The following is a 16,215-nucleotide window of genomic DNA, read 5'->3' as shown; positions in this document are numbered from 1 at the left end:
CCTTCGCCCCGGCGGCGAGGCGGTCCGGCCGGGGCTATTCCTCCAGGGTCAGTGCCCTGCGCAGGTGCACGAGGGTGCGGGACAGCAGGCGGGACACGTGCATCTGGGAGATCCCGAGTTCGTCGCCGATCTCCGACTGGGTCATGCCCGCGACGAAGCGGAGGGAGAGGATGGTGCGGTCCCTGGCCGGGAGTTCGGCGATGAGGGGCTTCAGGGACTCGATGTACTCGATGCCCTCCAGGCCGTGGTCCTCGTAGCCGATGCGGTCCGCCAGGGCGCCCTCGGACTCGTCCTCCTCGGGCTGTGCGTCCAGGGAGGAGGCCGTGTAGGCGTTGGACGCGGCCATGCCCTCGACGACCTCGTCGTGGGAGAGGCCGAGGCGTTCCGCGAGTTCCGCGACGGTGGGGGAGCGGTCCAGTTTCTGGGCCAGTTCGTCGCCCGCCTTGGCGAGGTCCAGGCGGAGCTCCTGGAGGCGGCGCGGGACGCGTACCGACCACGACGTGTCGCGGAAGAAACGCTTGATCTCGCCGACGATCGTCGGCATCGCGAAGGTGGGGAACTCGACGCCCCGGGAGAGCTCGAAGCGGTCGATCGCCTTGATCAGGCCGATGGTGCCGACCTGGACGATGTCCTCCATCGGCTCGCTGCGGGAGCGGAAGCGGGAGGCGGCGAACCTGACCAGCGCGAGGTTCAGTTCGACGAGGGTGTTGCGGACGTACGCATACTCGTGCGTGCCTTCCTCCAGCGACTCCAGCCGCTCGAAGAGGGTCTTGGACAGGGCTCGCGCGTCGACCGCGTCGACCTCGTCGTACGGGGGGATCTCCGGGAGGCCGAGTCCCGCGAAGAATCCCTCGATGGCATCCAGTGGTTCCGGTGGGGGTGTCGACGTCGCGGTCGGGGTGTGCGAGGCGTCGAGCCGGGGTGACATGGTGTCCTCCATCGTTCTCGGCAATGAGGCTGCCGAAGCCGTGCGTGCACTGCGGTGTGCGGCGCCTCCAAAGCCGGCCGTGTCGGTTGCGTGTCCCTACTAGCCCTACCCGCTCCGTCGAGCCACTCGCAAGTCCGTTCTATTATCATGTGTCCCGTTTTGGGAGGTTGTTCGGGTGTCGGGTTGCGTGCAGAAGGCGTAATGTTCGAGGGCGTCGCCAAGGCGTTCGGCGGACATGAGCGGGCATCGTCGGACATCGGTCGGACGGTGGCGGAAGCGGTCACGACCTCGGGAGAGAGACGGCAATGGACCACGGGACGGTCGGCAGCGCACAGTCGGGCCGACTGCTGGTGGAGGTGCGGGAAGAAGGCTCCAGCGCCGTCGTGTCTCCGGCGGGTGAGCTCGATCACCACACGGCCGACCTGCTGCGCGAGCCGCTCGACGATCTCCTCGACAAGGGGTTCGCACGCCTTGTCGTCGACTGCTCACGCCTTGAGTTCTGTGACTCCACCGGGCTGAACGTGCTGCTCGGCGCCCGGCTGCGGGCCGAGGCCGCCGGAGGCGGGGTACACCTCGCCGGGATGCTGCCCGTCGTCGCCCGGGTCTTCGAGATCACGGGGGCCGAGGCGGTCTTCACCGTCCACGACTCCGTCGAGGCGGCGCTGGCCGACGAGGACGGCGCGGCCGACGGCACGGGCTGAGCCCCGGCCGGCCCGACGTCCGGAACCGGGGGGTGTTCCCGGGGATCGCTCGGGCAGGAGAGATTCTGGATCTGCCGGCGCCCGGCCCAGCCACGTCTGAGTGGAGCGCGCCGACCGGTCCGTACGAAACTGCAGCAACGCGAACTTTGAATCGTGAACCGGTGAAACGGTGAGGTGAAGCGCTGATGAGCACCACCCGGCCTTACCCGCCGGGCGACCGCGGCCCGGAGCCCAGCGGCGCTTCCGGGATGTCAGGGGAGGCGGCGTCCGGCGAGCCGCCCGCCTCGACGGAGGGTCGTCAGGTCCGCAGGCTGCGCCTGCACGGCGAGAGCGGGGTCGTACCGCTCGCCCGCGATTTCGCCCGTCAGGCGCTGTACGCGTGGGGGTGGCTGCCGGCCGCGACCGCCGACCGCAGGGCCGCTGCCGAGGACGTGCTGCTCGTCGTCTCTGAGCTCGTCACGAACGCGTGCCTGCACGCGGAGGGGCCGGACGAACTGTTCCTGGCCTGCGACCGGAAGGTGATCCGGGTGGAGGTGTCCGACCGGGGGGCCGGGCAGCCGGCGCCGCGGACGCCGCATCGGGCGGGGCGGCCGGGAGGGCATGGGATGTTCATCGTCCAACGGCTGTGTCTGGACTGGGGGGTTGTGCGGACGCCGGGGACGGCCGGGAAGACGGTGTGGGCGGAGTTGGGGGCGCCCGCCTAGGGGGGTGCCGCCGTGGGCCGTGCGCGGCTGCGGGTCGCGAGTGGTTGCTCGCGCAGTTCCCCGCGCCCCTACGGGGCGCTTCAGCGAGGGGCGTCGCCAAGCTCACGGGGCGCTTCGGCATCCCCACACTTCCGCCACGCCCTTTCTCTTCCCTCCTCATGAGCCCCGGCGTACCTTGACGGCCGAATCTGATACCTCGTCAGTAACGAATGGGGTGGACCGACCGTGTCGTCGTACCCGAAACGTACCGCCGTGCTCGCGTCCGCCGCCGCCCTGGCCGGGTCGGCGGTGCTGCTGGGCGCCCCGGCGGCGCACGCCACCGTCGTGAACGTCAACTACCACTGCAAGACGCCGATCGGCGACAAGAGCGCCGTCTCCCCGATCGACATCACGGGCGTCAAGAGCGGCAGCGGCTACAAGATCACGATGTCCTGGCAGAAGGGCGTCTCGTCCAGCCCCGTCGAACTCGGCAAGGGCGCGATGAGCCCCAGCGCCACCATCAAGCTGGGCGGCGCCGACAGCGGGACCGTCAACGTCACCGGCGCCGCCAACCAGGCCGCGATCCCCGCCAACACCCCCATCAAGATCAACGACTTGAGCGGCACCTACACCCCGGAGAAGTCCGGCAAGGTGACGTTCACGGCGGGCACGCTCACCATCAAGGCGCTCGGTACGACGACCACCTGCACCCCCACCAACAACCCCGGCCCGTCCCTGACCCTGGACGTGACCGCGGCGAGCGGTGGTTCGAGCAGTTCCGGCAGTTCTGGATCGTCGTCCGGCAGCACCGGCACCGACTCCGGAGGCACCCTCCCGAAGACCGGCCCCGAGGACTCGTTCGTCGCCCTCGGCACCCTGGGCGGCACCGTGCTGCTCGCGGGCGCGGCCGGCACGCTCTGGCTGACCCGGCGGAACCAGACCGTACGCCGCTGACCCTCCGGGTCCGACCGCTGGAGCCGCCCATGCCGTCCGCCCAGTCCGCCGTGCAGACCGCCGTACAGTCCGCTGTCTGTGCCGTCGGTCTCACCGCGCTGGTCCTGCTGGCCACCGCCCCGCCCGCGTCGGCCGCCGAGGGCTGGTCCCTCGCGCCGGCAGGCGGCGGCCGTCCCTCCTTCTACGCCGAGGGCGCCCCCGGGGCGGTCCTCCAGGACACCGTGTCGGTGACCAACTCCGGCGGGCACCCGGTCACGGTACGGCTGACCAGCACCGGCACCGGCACCGGCACCGGCACCGCCGCCGGCACCGGCGTCCCCGTCGCCTTCGCCGAGCCGACCGTCCGGGTCCCCGCCCGCACCCGCGCCGACGTCCCCTTCACCATGACCGTCCCGAGCGGCGCGGCCCCCGGCGACCGCTCCGGCACGCTCGTCGCGAAGGACGCCGACGGCCGCACCGCCACCGCCCGCATCCGCCTGCGCGTCGGCGGCCCGGCGCTCTCCGCCCTGACCGTCGAGCACCTCGCCGTCCACGGTGACCGCATCACGTACGAGCTGGTCAACCGGGGTACGACCGTGCTCGCACCGAAGCTGGCGGTGCGCGCCCACGGCCTCTTCGGCCGCGTCCTCCTCGACCGGGCCCCGCGCACCCTCCCCGTCCGCCTCGCCCCGGGCACCCGCACCGAACTCAGCGAGCCCTGGCCCGGCCATCCCGCTCTGGACGCGGTCGACGTCCGGCTGACGGCGACCGCGGCGGACGGCGCGCACGACACGGCGGACACCGAGGCGCGGTTCGTGCCCTGGGGCACGGTCGCGGGGACCACGGTCGCGCTCACGGCAGGGGCCGCCGTGGCGGTCGTACGACTGCGCGGACGGCGTGCCCGCCAGGTGGCCGAACCCCTGTCCATGGACGTCGAGCTGACGGGAGCAGCGAGGTGAGGGTGCGTGCGGTCCCGAGACCGGTCCCCGTGCTGGCGGCACTGACGGCACTGGCGGCGGTGTTCTCGCTGCTCCTCGTGCCCATGGCGGCAGCCGCCGACGGACCGGCCGTCAAGGTCTCCAAGTCCCAGGCCGGCACCGGCGGTTCGGTCACCGTCAGCGGCACCGGCTGGCGGCCGCACACCCTGCTGATGATGCTGATCTGCGGCCAGTCCAGCCCGTCCCGGGGCGTGATCGGAGGCACCAACTCCTGCGCCAACGCCGACGGACGGGCCGTCACCACCGACGCGAACGGCGGCTTCAGCAAGCAACTCCCGGTCACCGAACCGCCGGTCCCCTGCCCCTGCGTGGTGCACGTCGCCACCGTCACCGGTGCGACCGCCGACGCGGACGCCGCCTTCAAGGTCGCCGGACACCCCGTCAAGGCCCTGCCCGCCGAGTCCACCGGCGGCCGCCTTTCGATGCTCACCGACATCCGCCTCGACGGCTCCTCCGGCCTGCTGACCTGGTTCGGCGCACCCCCGTCCCGCACCCTCGTCTTCACCATCGGCAACGCGGGCACCTCCACCCTGAAGGACCCCGTGTTCCAGGTCGGCACCGCACACGGCGTGTTCGCCCCCCAGTGGGACGAGCAGCAGTGGCGCGGCACCCTCGCACCCGGCAAGAAGGCGCAGATCAAACTGCCCGTCGAACTCTCCGCCGGGGCGCACGGCGACTACACCGTCTCCCTCAGGTACGACGGCAGGGCCCTCGCCGAACAGCCCTGGGGCGTCGGCCGCCCCTGGGGCGTGACCCTCTTCTGGCTCCTGCTCTGCGTGGTCGTCCCGGCCGCGGTCTTCCGCATCGGCATGGCCGTGGTGGACCGGGTACGGCCGCCCCGCGCCGGCGGCATCCGGCACCGGGGAGTGCCCCGCCCGGTCTTCCGCGTGCCGGGTCTGCGCACGCCGGAGGCCGCGCCCTCGACGGCTTCCGCTCCCTCGACCCTGCCGTGGTTCACCCCGGACTCCGATCCGGGCGCGACGGCCGGCCGGCTCTCCGCACCGCACGACGACAGCTCCACGAGTCCCACGACTCCGACCACGAAAGGACCAACGTGATCATGCGAAGGAGAGTGACACCGGTCAGAGCGGGTGCGGCGGCGGCCGCGCTGGTCCTCGCCGGGGCCGGCGCGCTGCTGGGCGCGGCCGCGGGCCCGGCCCAGGCGGCCGAGGTGTCGTACGCGACGCACTGTGTACCGCCCGCCGGGGTCGCCGACCCGATCGACGGGACCACGAAGGTCGGGATCACCGCGCCCGCCACGGCGAAGGTCGGCGACACCGTCGACATCACCTGGAAGTTCGTGCAGGCCGCGTCCAAGAACCCGGACATCATCGACCTGCCCGCGAACACGGTCCAGCCGTCCGGCACGGTCAAGGCGGCCGGCGCCCAGACCGCCGACATCGCCATGCAGGGGCCGCGCGAGAACCCGGCGATCCCCAAGGGCGGCGACATGGTGCTGTCCGACATGACGGGCACGCTGAAACTGACGTCGCCCGGCGAGGTGACGCTCACGCCGGACGCGTACACGGTCAACGCGTACGGGACGGACACCGTGTGCACCCCGACGGAGACGGTGCCGAAGGCGGCGACGATCGAGGTGACGGCCGGGGACGGCTCGTCGAGCGCGTCGGCGTCACCCACGGACTCCGGATCGGCCTCCCCGTCGGACTCGGCGAGCCCGTCCGACTCGGCGTCGGCGTCCGCATCGTCCTCCGCCTCCACATCGGCCTCCGCCTCGGCCTCCGACGGCACGGGCGGCGACCAGACCGACTTCACGGGCAAGGAGGTCGAGATCCCCTACGCCTGCAAGACGCCCATCGGCGACAAGAGCGCGACCTCGCCGGTGCAGATCAACGCCAAGAAGGACGGCGGCAGCTTCGACCTCACCGTGCAGTTCAACGGGTCGGTGATGGACAGCCCCGCCGACATCCCGGCGGACTCGGTGAAGCCGTCGATGGAGGTGGTCCTGGGCGGCGCCGACACGGGCACGGTCCATGTGGAGGGCCCCACCAACTCCTCCGCGATCAAGTCCGGCGACCCGATCGAGATCCCGGACCTGACGGGCACGTACAAGCCGGGGGCGAGCGGCGAGTCGACCCTGTCGCCGGGCGTCCTGACGGTCGAGGCACTCGGTACGACGACGACGTGCACGCCGACGAAGACGGCGGTCTCCCTGACCCTGGACACGACGGAGCAGGCGAGCGGAGCGTCGGGTTCGTCGAGCAGCAGCAGTAGCAGCAGCGGCGGACTCGCAGAGACCGGCGACAGCAGCAACGGGGCGCTCAAGGCGCTGGGCCTGGTGGCAGGAACGGCGATCCTGCTGGGCGGCGCGGTCTTCACCTTCATGCCTCGAAAGAGGACGAGGTGATCAACCTGCTTTCAGGGGCGCGGGGCTGTATTTGATTTGCGGCTCCGCCGCGTGGGCGCGCTCAGCCCCCACGAACCGTTAGCCGAAAACGCACGAGGGCCACCGGAATCCACGATCCCGGTGGCCCTCCGTCGAAGACGTCAGTGCACGTCTCCCATGAGCTCCCGTACCTTCTTCCGGTACAGCCACACAGCCAGACCGGCGACCACGGCGAGCACCGCCTGGAACGCCACGATCCCCGTCTTGTTCAGGTCGACACCCGCGATGGACAGCAGACCGGTCGTCGCGTCACCCGCGGTGACCGCGAGGAACCACACACCCATCATCTGGGACGCGTACTTCGCCGGAGCCATCTTGGTCGTCACCGACAGACCCACCGGGGACAGCAGCAGCTCACCCACGGTCTGCACGAAGTAGATGCCGACCAGCCACATCGCCGCGGCCTTGTGACCACCGTCGGCGATCGACAGCGGCGCGAGGAACAGGAAGAACGACGCACCGATCAGCACCAGACCACCGGCGAACTTCACGGCCGTGCTCGGCTCCTTGCCGCGCCGCGCCATCGCCAGCCACGCCCAGGCGAACACCGGCGCGAACGCCATGATCATGACCGGGTTGACGGACTGGTACCAGGAGACCGGGAAGTTCCAGCCGAAGACGGTGTTCTTGGCGGACGCGTCGGCGAACAGGGAGACGGTCGAGCCACCCTGGTCGTAGATCATCCAGAAGACCGCGGCGGCCACGAAGAACCAGATGTACGCGCTCATCTTGCCCTGCTCGGCGCGGTCCAGGTCCTTGTCCCGCTTGATGCGGGCGATGACGACGACCGGGATCACCAGACCGGCGATCGTGATCGGGACCAACAGCCAGTTCAGCGTGTAGACGCCGGAGACACCCACGACGAGGTAGAAGACGGCGGCGACGCCCGCCCACACCGCGGCCTTCGTCAGCGTGGCCTTCTTCTCGGCGTCCGACAGCGGCGTCGGGACGATGTCCGAGCGCGAGCTCAGGTGGCGCGTGCCGAGCAGGAACTGGGCGAGACCCAGCGCCATGCCGACCGCGGCGAGCGCGAAGCCGATGTGCCAGTTGTAGTTCTCGCCGACCGTGCCGATGACCAGCGGCGCGGCGAACGCGCCCAGGTTGATGCCGATGTAGAAGAGCGTGAAGCCACCGTCACGGCGCGGGTCGTCCGGACCGTCGTACAGGTGGCCGACCATCGTGGAGATGTTGGCCTTCAGCAGGCCTGAGCCTATGGCGACCAGGCCGAGACCCGCGAAGAAGGTGCCGGAGCTGGGCAGCGCCAGCGTCAGGTGGCCGAGCATGATGATCGTGCCCGCGACGGCGACCGTCTTGCGGGGGCCGAGGACACGGTCGGCGAACCAGCCGCCCGGCAGGGCGAGCAGGTACACGAGCGACAGGTAGACGGAGTAGATCGCCGTCGCCGTGGCCGCGCTCATGTGCAGGCCGCCGGGAGCGACCAGGTACAGCGGGAGCAGGGCCTTCATGCCGTAGTAGGAGAATCGCTCCCACATCTCGGTCATGAAGAGAGTGGCCAGTCCGCGGGGGTGGCCGAAGAAGGTCTTCTCGGAACCGGGGGTGCCCGGTCGGGCCGAGTCCTTCGTCAGGCTGGACGCCATGGTCGTTCCTTGCTGGTCGGAGCGCGCGGTGGGGCTCTGCGCGCCCGTGGGGGGAGCGGCCGGCACCGGCGGGTCGGACCGTCCATCCCACGCCCAGGGGAGTCCGCTCCGGGTCGCGGAGCGGCGGACGGCGACCACCGGGATCCACGCGCCGTGACGCTGTGTCGCGTCCGGAGCCCGGCCAGAGGTCATTCCTTTCAAGGCTGGCAGGCCAGCCCGCACACAAAAGAGACCTTCAGTGCGACATGCCCACCAAAGGTCACCGGGTGTACTACAGGCGTTCACGTCACTGTACGTCAGGACACTGCCGGATATGGAAGGACTTGAGACACGGATCACAGGTGTCGGCGGAACCTCGCACCCGGTTTCGAAGGTCCCTCCTACGATCGCACCTTTCGCCCATAGGTTCGTACCACTGTGCCCCAAGGTAAGAATCCCTGGTGCCGATCACACTCCAGTACTGCGCGTAATCGGACTACCATCACCCCATGACCCGTGTACTGCTCGCCGAGGACGACGCGTCCATCTCGGAGCCGCTGGCCCGCGCACTGCGCCGGGAAGGTTACGAGGTCGAGGTGCGCGAGGACGGACCCACCGCGCTCGACGCCGGAATGCAGGGCGGCGTCGATCTGGTCGTGCTGGACCTCGGGCTGCCCGGCATGGACGGCCTCGAGGTGGCGCGGCGGCTGCGTGCCGAGGGCCACGCCGTGCCGATCCTCATCCTGACCGCGCGGGCCGACGAGGTGGACACCGTCGTCGGTCTCGACGCGGGTGCCGACGACTACGTCACCAAGCCCTTCCGGCTCGCCGAACTGCTCGCCCGGGTGCGGGCGCTGCTGCGGCGCGGTGCCGCGGAGCCGGCGCAGCCGCCGGCCACGCACGGGGTGCGGATCGACGTGGAGTCGCACCGGGCGTGGATGGGCGACGAGGAACTCCAGCTCACCGCGAAGGAGTTCGACCTGCTGCGGGTGCTGGTGCGGGACGCGGGGCGGGTCGTCACGCGGGACCAGCTGATGCGGGAGGTCTGGGACACCACGTGGTGGTCGTCGACCAAGACGCTCGACATGCACATCTCGTGGCTGCGCAAGAAGCTCGGCGACGATGCGGCCAACCCTCGGTACATCGCTACCGTGCGTGGTGTCGGGTTCCGTTTCGAAAAGAGCTAGGTCGGCTACGCGCGTCGCGCCGTGGGTGGCTGATGCGATTTGCGCGGCTGGCCGTCGTGGTGGGCTGGTCGCGCCCACGCGGCGGAGCCGCACATGTATGCGTCCCGCGCCCCTGAAGGGGCGCTGAGTCGCCGTTTCCCGGAGAATGCCGTGCGCCGTCGTCTGATTCAGTCCACCCTCGCCGTCGTACTCGTCGTCATTGCCGTGTTCGGCGTCTCCTTGGTGATCGTCGAGAGCCGGACCATCAGCAACAGCGCCCAGGAACGCGTCGACTCCGAGGCGCTGCGTCTCGCCAGCATCGTCGACAGCCGGATTCTCGGGGACGAGGACGTCACCGCCGAGATACTGCGGAGCCAGGTCGGCAAGGAGCAGTACGCCGTCATCCGGATCCCGGGCAAGGCGCCGATCGAGCTCGGGGTCAAGCCCGAGGGCGATGTCATCCACTACACGGCCGACGGTGAGGAAGGCGAGACGGTCACCGTCCAGGAGCCGCGGTCGACCGTGACCCGGGAGGTCGGCCGCACGCTGCTGATCATCGGGGCCGTCGCGCTGCTCGCCGTGATCGCCGCCGTACTGCTCGCCATCCGGCAGGCCAACCGGCTCGCGTCCCCGCTCACCGACCTCGCCGAGACCGCCGAGCGGCTCGGTTCGGGCGACCCGCGGCCCCGGCACAAGCGGTACGGCGTCCCGGAGCTGGACCGGGTCGCCGATGTGCTGGACTCCTCCGCAGAGCGGATCGGGCGGATGCTCACCGCGGAGCGGCGGCTGGCAGCCGACGCCTCCCACCAGCTGCGCACGCCCCTGACCGCGCTGTCCATGCGGCTTGAGGAGATCACCCTCACCGACGACCCGGACACCGTGAAGGAGGAGGCGAACGTCGCGTTGACGCAGGTGGAGCGGCTCACGGACGTCGTCGAGCGGCTGCTGACGAACTCTCGCGACCCGCGTACCGGCTCCGCCGTCTCCTTCGACCTGGACGAGGTCATCCAGCAGCAGCTCGCCGAGTGGCGGCCCGCCTACCGCGGCTTCGGCCGGGCGATCGTCAGCTCCGGCAAACGGCACCTGCGGGCGGTGGGCACACCGGGCGCGGTGGCGCAGGTGCTGGCCGCGCTGATCGAGAACTCGCTGATGCACGGTGGTGGCACGGTCGCCCTGCGCACCAGGGTGACCGGCAACCAGGCCGTGGTGGAGGTGACGGACGAGGGGGCCGGGGTCCCGGCCGACCTGGGCAACCGCATCTTCGAGCGGACCATCAGCGGCCGTAACTCCACCGGGATCGGGCTGGCCGTCGCGCGTGACCTCGCGGAGGCCGACGGGGGCCGCCTGGAGCTGCTCCAGGCCCAGCCGCCGGTGTTCGGCCTGTTCCTGTCCCGCACCCCGCCGGCGCACAAGCCGCCGGACGACGACCTGCCCATGGTCCGCTGAGGCCTGCTAACGAACCCGCTGCCAGGGCTTCTCGGTGTCGGCGGCCCGCTCCAGGATGGCTTCCGCGTCCGCGACCGTCTCGCGGGCCGGCAGCGCCTTGAACACCCAGGTGCGATACGACCAGAAACGGAACAGCGTCGCCACGCCGATGCCGACGAACTTGAAGACGTTGCTCTGCAGCGGGCTGTCCCAGCCGAAGCCGTAGGTGGCGAGATACAGCAGGCCGTTCTCGATCACCAGGCCGACGGCGCTGAACAGCAGGAACAGGGTGAGTTCCTTGGTACGGCCGCTCTTCTCGCGGTCCCGGTACGTCCAGTAGCGGAAGCCGAGGTAATTGAAGATGATGGCGACGACGGTCGCTATGACGCTCGCCCGCACCACCGGCAGGTCGGTGACGTGCCGGACCACGTTGAAGACGCCGAGATTGACGAGAATGCCGGCCCCGCCGACCGCGCCGAATTTGGCGACCTCGCGTACGAGCCGTTGCAGCCCCGAGGAACCACGTTCCATGGTTGTGAGGGCTCCCGTCCGTAGGTATTGCGACCCAGCCACTCTAACGACCCAGTATGTCCCACGCCTGTGGATGGCGACACAGGTCGGGAACGGCTTGGAAAGAGCACCGGAAAAGCGGGGCAAGAGGCGGCGAAGCGGCAGGTAAGAGCCCTGGTCGAGGGCGCGGAAACCGGCCACCCTGGCGCGGCCGATACCCTAGGGGCGTGACGTTCCCGGTAGTCGGCATGGTCGGCGGGGGTCAGCTCGCTCGTATGACACACGAGGCGGGCATCCCGTTGGGCATCAGGTTCAAGCTCCTCAGTGACACCCCTCAGGACTCGGCGGCCCAGGTGGTGAGCGATGTCGTCATCGGCGACTACCGCGACCTGGACACGCTGCGTGCCTTCGCGCAGGGCTGCGATGTGATCACCTTCGATCACGAGCACGTGCCCACCGAGCACCTGCGGGCCCTGGAGGCGGACGGTATCCCCGTGCGCCCCGGTCCCGACGCGCTGGTGCACGCCCAGGACAAGGGCGTGATGCGGGCGAAGCTCGACGCGATCGGCGTGCCGTGCCCGCGGCACCGCATCGTGACCGACGCGGAGGACGTGGTCCGCTTCGCGGCCGAGGGCGACGGCTTCCCCGTCGTCCTGAAGACCGTGCGCGGCGGCTACGACGGCAAGGGCGTGTGGGTCGTGGAGACCGCCGAGGAGGCCACCGACCCCTTCCGGGCCGGCGTGCCCGTCCTCGCCGAGGAGAAGGTCGACTACGTCCGCGAGCTCGCCGCCAACGTCGTACGCTCCCCGCACGGCCAGGCCGTCGCCTACCCGGTGGTCGAGTCCCAGCAGGTGAACGGCGTCTGCGACACGGTCATCGCCCCCGCCCCCGATCTCGACGAGGCCCTCGCCCTGCGCGCCGAGGAGATGGCCCTGCGGATCGCCAAGGAGCTGGGCGTGGTCGGCCACCTGGCCGTCGAGCTGTTCCAGACCCGCGACGGCCGCATCCTCGTCAACGAGCTGGCGATGCGCCCGCACAACTCCGGCCACTGGAGCCAGGACGGCGCGATCACCAGCCAGTTCGCCAACCATGTGCGGGCGGTCCTCGACCTGCCCCTGGGCGACCCGCGGCCCCGCGCCAAGTGGACGGTCATGGTCAACGTCCTGGGCGGCGACTACCCGGACATGTACTCCGCGTACCTGCACTGCATGGCCCGCGACCCCAAACTGAAGATCCACATGTACGGCAAGGACGTGAAGCCCGGCCGTAAGGTCGGCCACGTCAACACCTACGGCGACGACCTGGACGACGTTCTCGAGCGCGCACGTCACGCTGCCGGCTACCTGAGAGGCACGATCACAGAATGAGCCCCGTTGTTGGCATCGTCATGGGTTCGGACTCCGACTGGCCCGTCATGGAGGCCGCCGCCCAGGCCCTGGACGAGTTCGAGATCGCGTACGAGGTCGACGTCGTCTCCGCGCACCGCATGCCGCGCGAGATGGTGACGTACGGCGAGCAGGCCGCCGAGCGCGGTCTGAAGGTGATCATCGCGGGTGCCGGGGGAGCGGCCCATCTCCCGGGCATGCTCGCCTCCGTGACCCCCCTCCCGGTCATCGGCGTGCCCGTCCCGCTGAAGTACCTGGACGGCATGGACTCCCTGCTCTCCATCGTGCAGATGCCGGCCGGCGTCCCGGTCGCCACGGTCTCGGTCGCCGGTGCCCGCAACGCGGGCCTGCTGGCCGCCCGGATCCTCGCCGCGCACGACGAGGACCTGCTGCAGAAGATGCGCGACTTCCAGCAGGACCTCAACGACCAGGCCACCGACAAGGGCAAGCGGCTGCGTGCCAAGGTCGAGGGGTCGAACGGCTTCGGCTTCGGCAAGTAGGACTCCGGGAAGCAATACGCAATGACCTCTCTCGACGAAGCCCGGTCCCTGCTGCGCGAGTTCCCGGTCGTCGACGGCCACAACGACCTGCCGTACGCACTGCGCGAGCAGGTCCGCTACGACCTCGACGCCCGTGACATCGCCACCCACCAGAACGCACATCTGCACACCGACATCCCGCGCCTGCGCGAGGGCGGGGTGGGCGCGCAGTACTGGTCGGTGTACGTCCGCTCGGACCTGCCCGGCGCGGTGCCGGCGACCCTCGAACAGATCGACTGCGTACGGCAGCTGATCGCCCGTTACCCGGCCGACCTGCGGGCCGCGCTGACCGCCGCGGACATGGAGGCGGCGCGCGCGGAAGGCCGTATCGCCTCACTCATGGGGGCGGAGGGCGGCCACTCCATCGACAACTCGCTGGGCACCCTGCGCGGTCTGTACGAGCTGGGCGTGCGCTACATGACGCTCACCCACAACGACAACAACGACTGGGCGGACTCGGCGACCGACGAGCCGAACGTGGGCGGTCTGTCGGCCTTCGGCCGCGAGGTGGTGAGGGAGATGAACCGCCTGGGCATGCTGGTCGACCTCTCCCACGTGGCGGCCACGACCATGCGCGCCGCCCTCGACACGACCACCGCCCCGGTGATCTTCTCCCACTCCTCCTCCCGGGCCGTCTGCGACCACCCCCGCAACATCCCGGACGACGTCCTCGAACGCCTCCCCGGCAACGGCGGCATGGCGATGGTGACGTTCGTGCCGAAGTTCGTGCTCCAGGCGGCGGTCGACTGGACGGCGGCGGCCGACGACAACATGCGCGCCCACGGCTTCCACCACCTCGACACCACCGAGGACGCGATGAAGATCCACCGGGCCTTCGAGGAGAGCCACCCCCGCCCGATCGCCACCACCGCCACGGTCGCCGACCACCTCGACCACATGCGCGAGGTCGCCGGCGTCGACCACCTCGGCATCGGCGGCGACTACGACGGCACCGCCTTTACCCCCGACGGCCTGAACGACGTCTCCGGCTACCCCAACCTCGTCGCCGAGCTGCTGGACCGCGGCTGGTCCAGGTCCGACCTGGCCAAGCTGACCTGGCAGAACGCGGTCCGGGTGCTGGGTGCGGCGGAGGACGTGGCCCGCGGCCTCCAGGAGACGCGGGGGCCGTCCAACGCGACCATCTCCGAGCTGGACGGCTGATCGGCTGATCGTGAGGGCGGGGCAGCCGGTGCGGCCGGCCGCACCGCCCTCGTGCGTGGAGCGGCACGACCGGGTACCGCGGCCCCGCGGAGAGCGCGGCGTACCCCCGAACGCCCCATCCACCAGGAACCCTCCCGGGCAGGCGTGCGACGGTGGGCTACAGCCCCTTCACGACGTAGGTCACCACGACGTACGGAGCCCTTCATGGCCGACCTCCAGCACGACATCCACACCACGACCGAGGTCGGCAGGGAGGACTGTCTCCCGGACGACCCGTTCCCGGTGGAGTCCGGCGCCGCGTTCCTGGAGCGGGCTCATGCGCTGCTGGAGGCGCATCCGGTCGCGGACGGCTACAACGGGCTGCCCCGGGCGCTCGCACCGCTGCCCTGGTACGACCTGGAGCTGGGCGAGGCGGCCGTGGACACGGACGTGCCCCGGCTGCGCGAGGGGCACGTGGGCGCGCTGTTCTGGTCCTTGCAGGTGCCGGAACGGGAGCGGGGCGAGCGGGCCGTCGGGGCCACCCTGGAGCAGCTGGACCTGGTACGCCGGGTGGTCGAGGCGCACCCGGAGGGGCTGCGGCTGGTGCGCACCGCCGGGCAGGTCATCGACGCCCGCAACTGCGGCCGGGTCGCCGTGGTGCTCGGTCCGGCCTCCGCCGCGGCCCTCGACGACTCCCTCGGCATCCTGCGGGTCATGCAGTCCGTGGGCCTGCGTGTGCTCTCCCTGGCCGGTGCCGCCTGGGCGGGGGAGAAGGGGCTGACCCGGTTCGGCGAGGAGGTGGTCCGGGAGATGAACCGGCTCGGGGTGCTCGCCGACCTGTCCGGCGCCCCGGAGGCCACGCTCGCCCGGGTGCTCGCCCTCTCCAAGACACCGGTCCTGTGCACCCGCTCCGCCGCCGCGGCCGTACGTCCGCACCCCGCCAACCTCTCCGACGAGCTGCTCGCGCGGCTGGGGGAGCAGAAGGGCGTGTGCATGGTGCCGCTGACCGCCGAGCAGACCGGGCCGACCGTCCCGGACGTCGCCGACCACCTCGACCATGTCCGCCTGGTCGCGGGCCCCGAGTGCGTCGCCCTCTCCGGCACCTACGACTCCGGCGTCGCCCACCCCCGCGACCTCGCCGACACCTCCCGCTACCCCCACCTGATCGCCGAGCTGCTCCGACGCGGCTGGTCGGAGACCGAGCTGTCCCTGCTGACCTGGGGCAACGTCCAGCGGGCCCTGCGCAGTGCCGACTTCACCGCCCGAGCGACCCAGCGCCGCAGGGAACCGAACCCACCCCGGCCGGCCGACACCGAGCCCTGACCGGCGGGGCCCGACCGGCGGGACCTGCTCGGCCGAGACTCGATCAGGCCATCCGGCCATCAGCCGATCCGGCCATCAGGCCATCCGGCCATCAGCCGATCCGGCCATCAGTCGATCCGGCAGAGGCAGAAGGGATGCCCGGCCGGGTCGGCGAAGACCCGGAAGTCCTCCGCCACGGGGTCCTCCTCCCGCCGCAGCAGCCGTGCCCCCAGCGCCAGCACCTTCTTCTCCGCCGCGTCGACGTCCTCCCACGTCGGACCCGCGTCGAAGTCGAGATGGAACTGCTGGGAGTTGTGGTCGGCCCGCGGCCACTCGGGCGGCGTGTACTCCTCCGCCAGCTGGAACCCCAGCCGCAGCCCGTCCGGCAGCCTCAGCACGACCCAGTCGTCCTCCTCGGCCACCAGGGTGCCGCCGACGACGGCGGCGTAGAAGGCGGCCAGCGCACGCGGGTCCGGACAGTCGATCACCACGTTGCGCAAGCGGGCGACGGACGCCATGGG

General features: G+C 70.9%; 16 protein-coding genes. 12 read left to right on the top strand and 4 right to left on the bottom strand.

The window, feature by feature from the left end; translation table 11 throughout:
- Positions 1 to 34 precede the first annotated feature (34 nt).
- Positions 35 to 928: an RNA polymerase sigma factor SigF gene (locus ACFWPS_RS32185; RefSeq protein WP_383711350.1), complete on the bottom strand. Its 894-nt coding sequence runs from the start codon at positions 926 to 928 to the stop codon at positions 35 to 37.
- Positions 929 to 1,233: 305 nt separating this feature from the next.
- Here ACFWPS_RS32185 and ACFWPS_RS32180 point away from each other — a divergent pair, with 305 nt between their 5' ends.
- The 6 genes from ACFWPS_RS32180 (at position 1,234) to ACFWPS_RS32155 (ending at position 6,611) form a co-directional block, all read left to right on the top strand.
- A complete protein-coding gene (locus ACFWPS_RS32180; RefSeq protein WP_383711347.1) occupies positions 1,234 to 1,629 on the top strand; it encodes an STAS domain-containing protein in 396 nt (131 codons plus the stop codon).
- A gap of 185 nt (positions 1,630 to 1,814) precedes the next feature.
- Positions 1,815 to 2,333 (top strand): ATP-binding protein, encoded by a 519-nt coding sequence (locus ACFWPS_RS32175; RefSeq protein WP_383711346.1) that lies wholly within the window; start codon positions 1,815 to 1,817, stop codon positions 2,331 to 2,333.
- Positions 2,334 to 2,585: 252 nt separating this feature from the next.
- Entirely contained in the window at positions 2,586 to 3,266 is a 681-nt protein-coding gene (locus ACFWPS_RS32170) for an LPXTG cell wall anchor domain-containing protein (protein ID WP_383711343.1), read from the top strand.
- Between the two features lie 29 nt (positions 3,267 to 3,295).
- Positions 3,296 to 4,204: a hypothetical protein gene (locus tag ACFWPS_RS32165; protein WP_383711340.1), complete on the top strand. Its 909-nt coding sequence runs from the start codon at positions 3,296 to 3,298 to the stop codon at positions 4,202 to 4,204.
- Between the two features lie 83 nt (positions 4,205 to 4,287).
- Complete coding sequence (locus ACFWPS_RS32160; protein ID WP_383711397.1) at positions 4,288 to 5,301, top strand: hypothetical protein; 1,014 nt, start codon at positions 4,288 to 4,290, stop codon at positions 5,299 to 5,301.
- A gap of 2 nt (positions 5,302 to 5,303) precedes the next feature.
- Complete coding sequence (locus ACFWPS_RS32155) at positions 5,304 to 6,611, top strand: hypothetical protein (RefSeq protein WP_383711338.1); 1,308 nt, start codon at positions 5,304 to 5,306, stop codon at positions 6,609 to 6,611.
- 140 nt (positions 6,612 to 6,751) lie between these two features.
- Here ACFWPS_RS32155 and ACFWPS_RS32150 read toward each other — a convergent pair whose 3' ends face one another.
- Positions 6,752 to 8,248, bottom strand: a complete 1,497-nt coding sequence (locus ACFWPS_RS32150; protein WP_383711335.1) for an oligopeptide:H+ symporter — start codon at positions 8,246 to 8,248, stop codon at positions 6,752 to 6,754.
- Positions 8,249 to 8,736: 488 nt separating this feature from the next.
- Between ACFWPS_RS32150 and ACFWPS_RS32145 the strand changes: the two genes are divergently transcribed.
- Together ACFWPS_RS32145 and ACFWPS_RS32140 are read left to right on the top strand one after the other, a co-directional pair.
- Positions 8,737 to 9,414, top strand: a complete 678-nt coding sequence (locus ACFWPS_RS32145) for a response regulator transcription factor (protein WP_016436346.1) — start codon at positions 8,737 to 8,739, stop codon at positions 9,412 to 9,414.
- Positions 9,415 to 9,564: 150 nt separating this feature from the next.
- Positions 9,565 to 10,839: an ATP-binding protein gene (locus ACFWPS_RS32140; protein WP_383711333.1), complete on the top strand. Its 1,275-nt coding sequence runs from the start codon at positions 9,565 to 9,567 to the stop codon at positions 10,837 to 10,839.
- A gap of 6 nt (positions 10,840 to 10,845) precedes the next feature.
- Here ACFWPS_RS32140 and ACFWPS_RS32135 read toward each other — a convergent pair whose 3' ends face one another.
- On the bottom strand, positions 10,846 to 11,349 hold the full coding sequence (locus tag ACFWPS_RS32135) for a GtrA family protein (protein ID WP_383711331.1): 504 nt from the start codon (positions 11,347 to 11,349) through the stop codon (positions 10,846 to 10,848).
- A 206-nt stretch (positions 11,350 to 11,555) separates the two neighbouring features.
- On the opposite strand from ACFWPS_RS32135, the gene ACFWPS_RS32130 reads away from it, so the two are divergent.
- The 4 genes from ACFWPS_RS32130 to ACFWPS_RS32115 all read left to right on the top strand — a co-directional run bounded on the left by ACFWPS_RS32130 (position 11,556) and on the right by ACFWPS_RS32115 (position 15,715).
- On the top strand, positions 11,556 to 12,695 hold the full coding sequence (locus tag ACFWPS_RS32130) for a 5-(carboxyamino)imidazole ribonucleotide synthase (RefSeq protein ID WP_383711330.1): 1,140 nt from the start codon (positions 11,556 to 11,558) through the stop codon (positions 12,693 to 12,695).
- Positions 12,692 to 13,213, top strand: coding sequence for a 5-(carboxyamino)imidazole ribonucleotide mutase (purE, locus tag ACFWPS_RS32125; RefSeq protein ID WP_383711327.1), 522 nt, complete (start codon positions 12,692 to 12,694; stop codon positions 13,211 to 13,213). The genes ACFWPS_RS32130 and purE overlap by 4 nt, the downstream gene beginning before the upstream one ends.
- 21 nt (positions 13,214 to 13,234) lie before the next feature.
- On the top strand, positions 13,235 to 14,413 hold the full coding sequence (locus tag ACFWPS_RS32120) for a dipeptidase (RefSeq protein WP_383711325.1): 1,179 nt from the start codon (positions 13,235 to 13,237) through the stop codon (positions 14,411 to 14,413).
- 204 nt (positions 14,414 to 14,617) lie between these two features.
- A complete protein-coding gene (locus ACFWPS_RS32115) occupies positions 14,618 to 15,715 on the top strand; it encodes a dipeptidase (RefSeq protein WP_383711323.1) in 1,098 nt (365 codons plus the stop codon).
- A gap of 107 nt (positions 15,716 to 15,822) precedes the next feature.
- On the opposite strand, the gene ACFWPS_RS32110 is transcribed toward ACFWPS_RS32115, so the two are convergent.
- Positions 15,823 to 16,212 carry a VOC family protein gene (locus tag ACFWPS_RS32110; protein WP_383711320.1) on the bottom strand — a complete coding sequence of 130 codons (390 nt, stop codon included), beginning with the start codon at positions 16,210 to 16,212 and terminating at the stop codon, positions 15,823 to 15,825.
- Between the last annotated feature and the right edge of the window lie 3 nt (positions 16,213 to 16,215).

The sequence above is a fragment of the Streptomyces sp. NPDC058457 genome, assembly GCF_042720695.1.
GTDB lineage: Bacteria > Actinomycetota > Actinomycetes > Streptomycetales > Streptomycetaceae > Streptomyces.
Note: the sequence above shows the minus strand (reverse complement) of the source record. Positions and strands in the feature narration are given on the sequence as shown.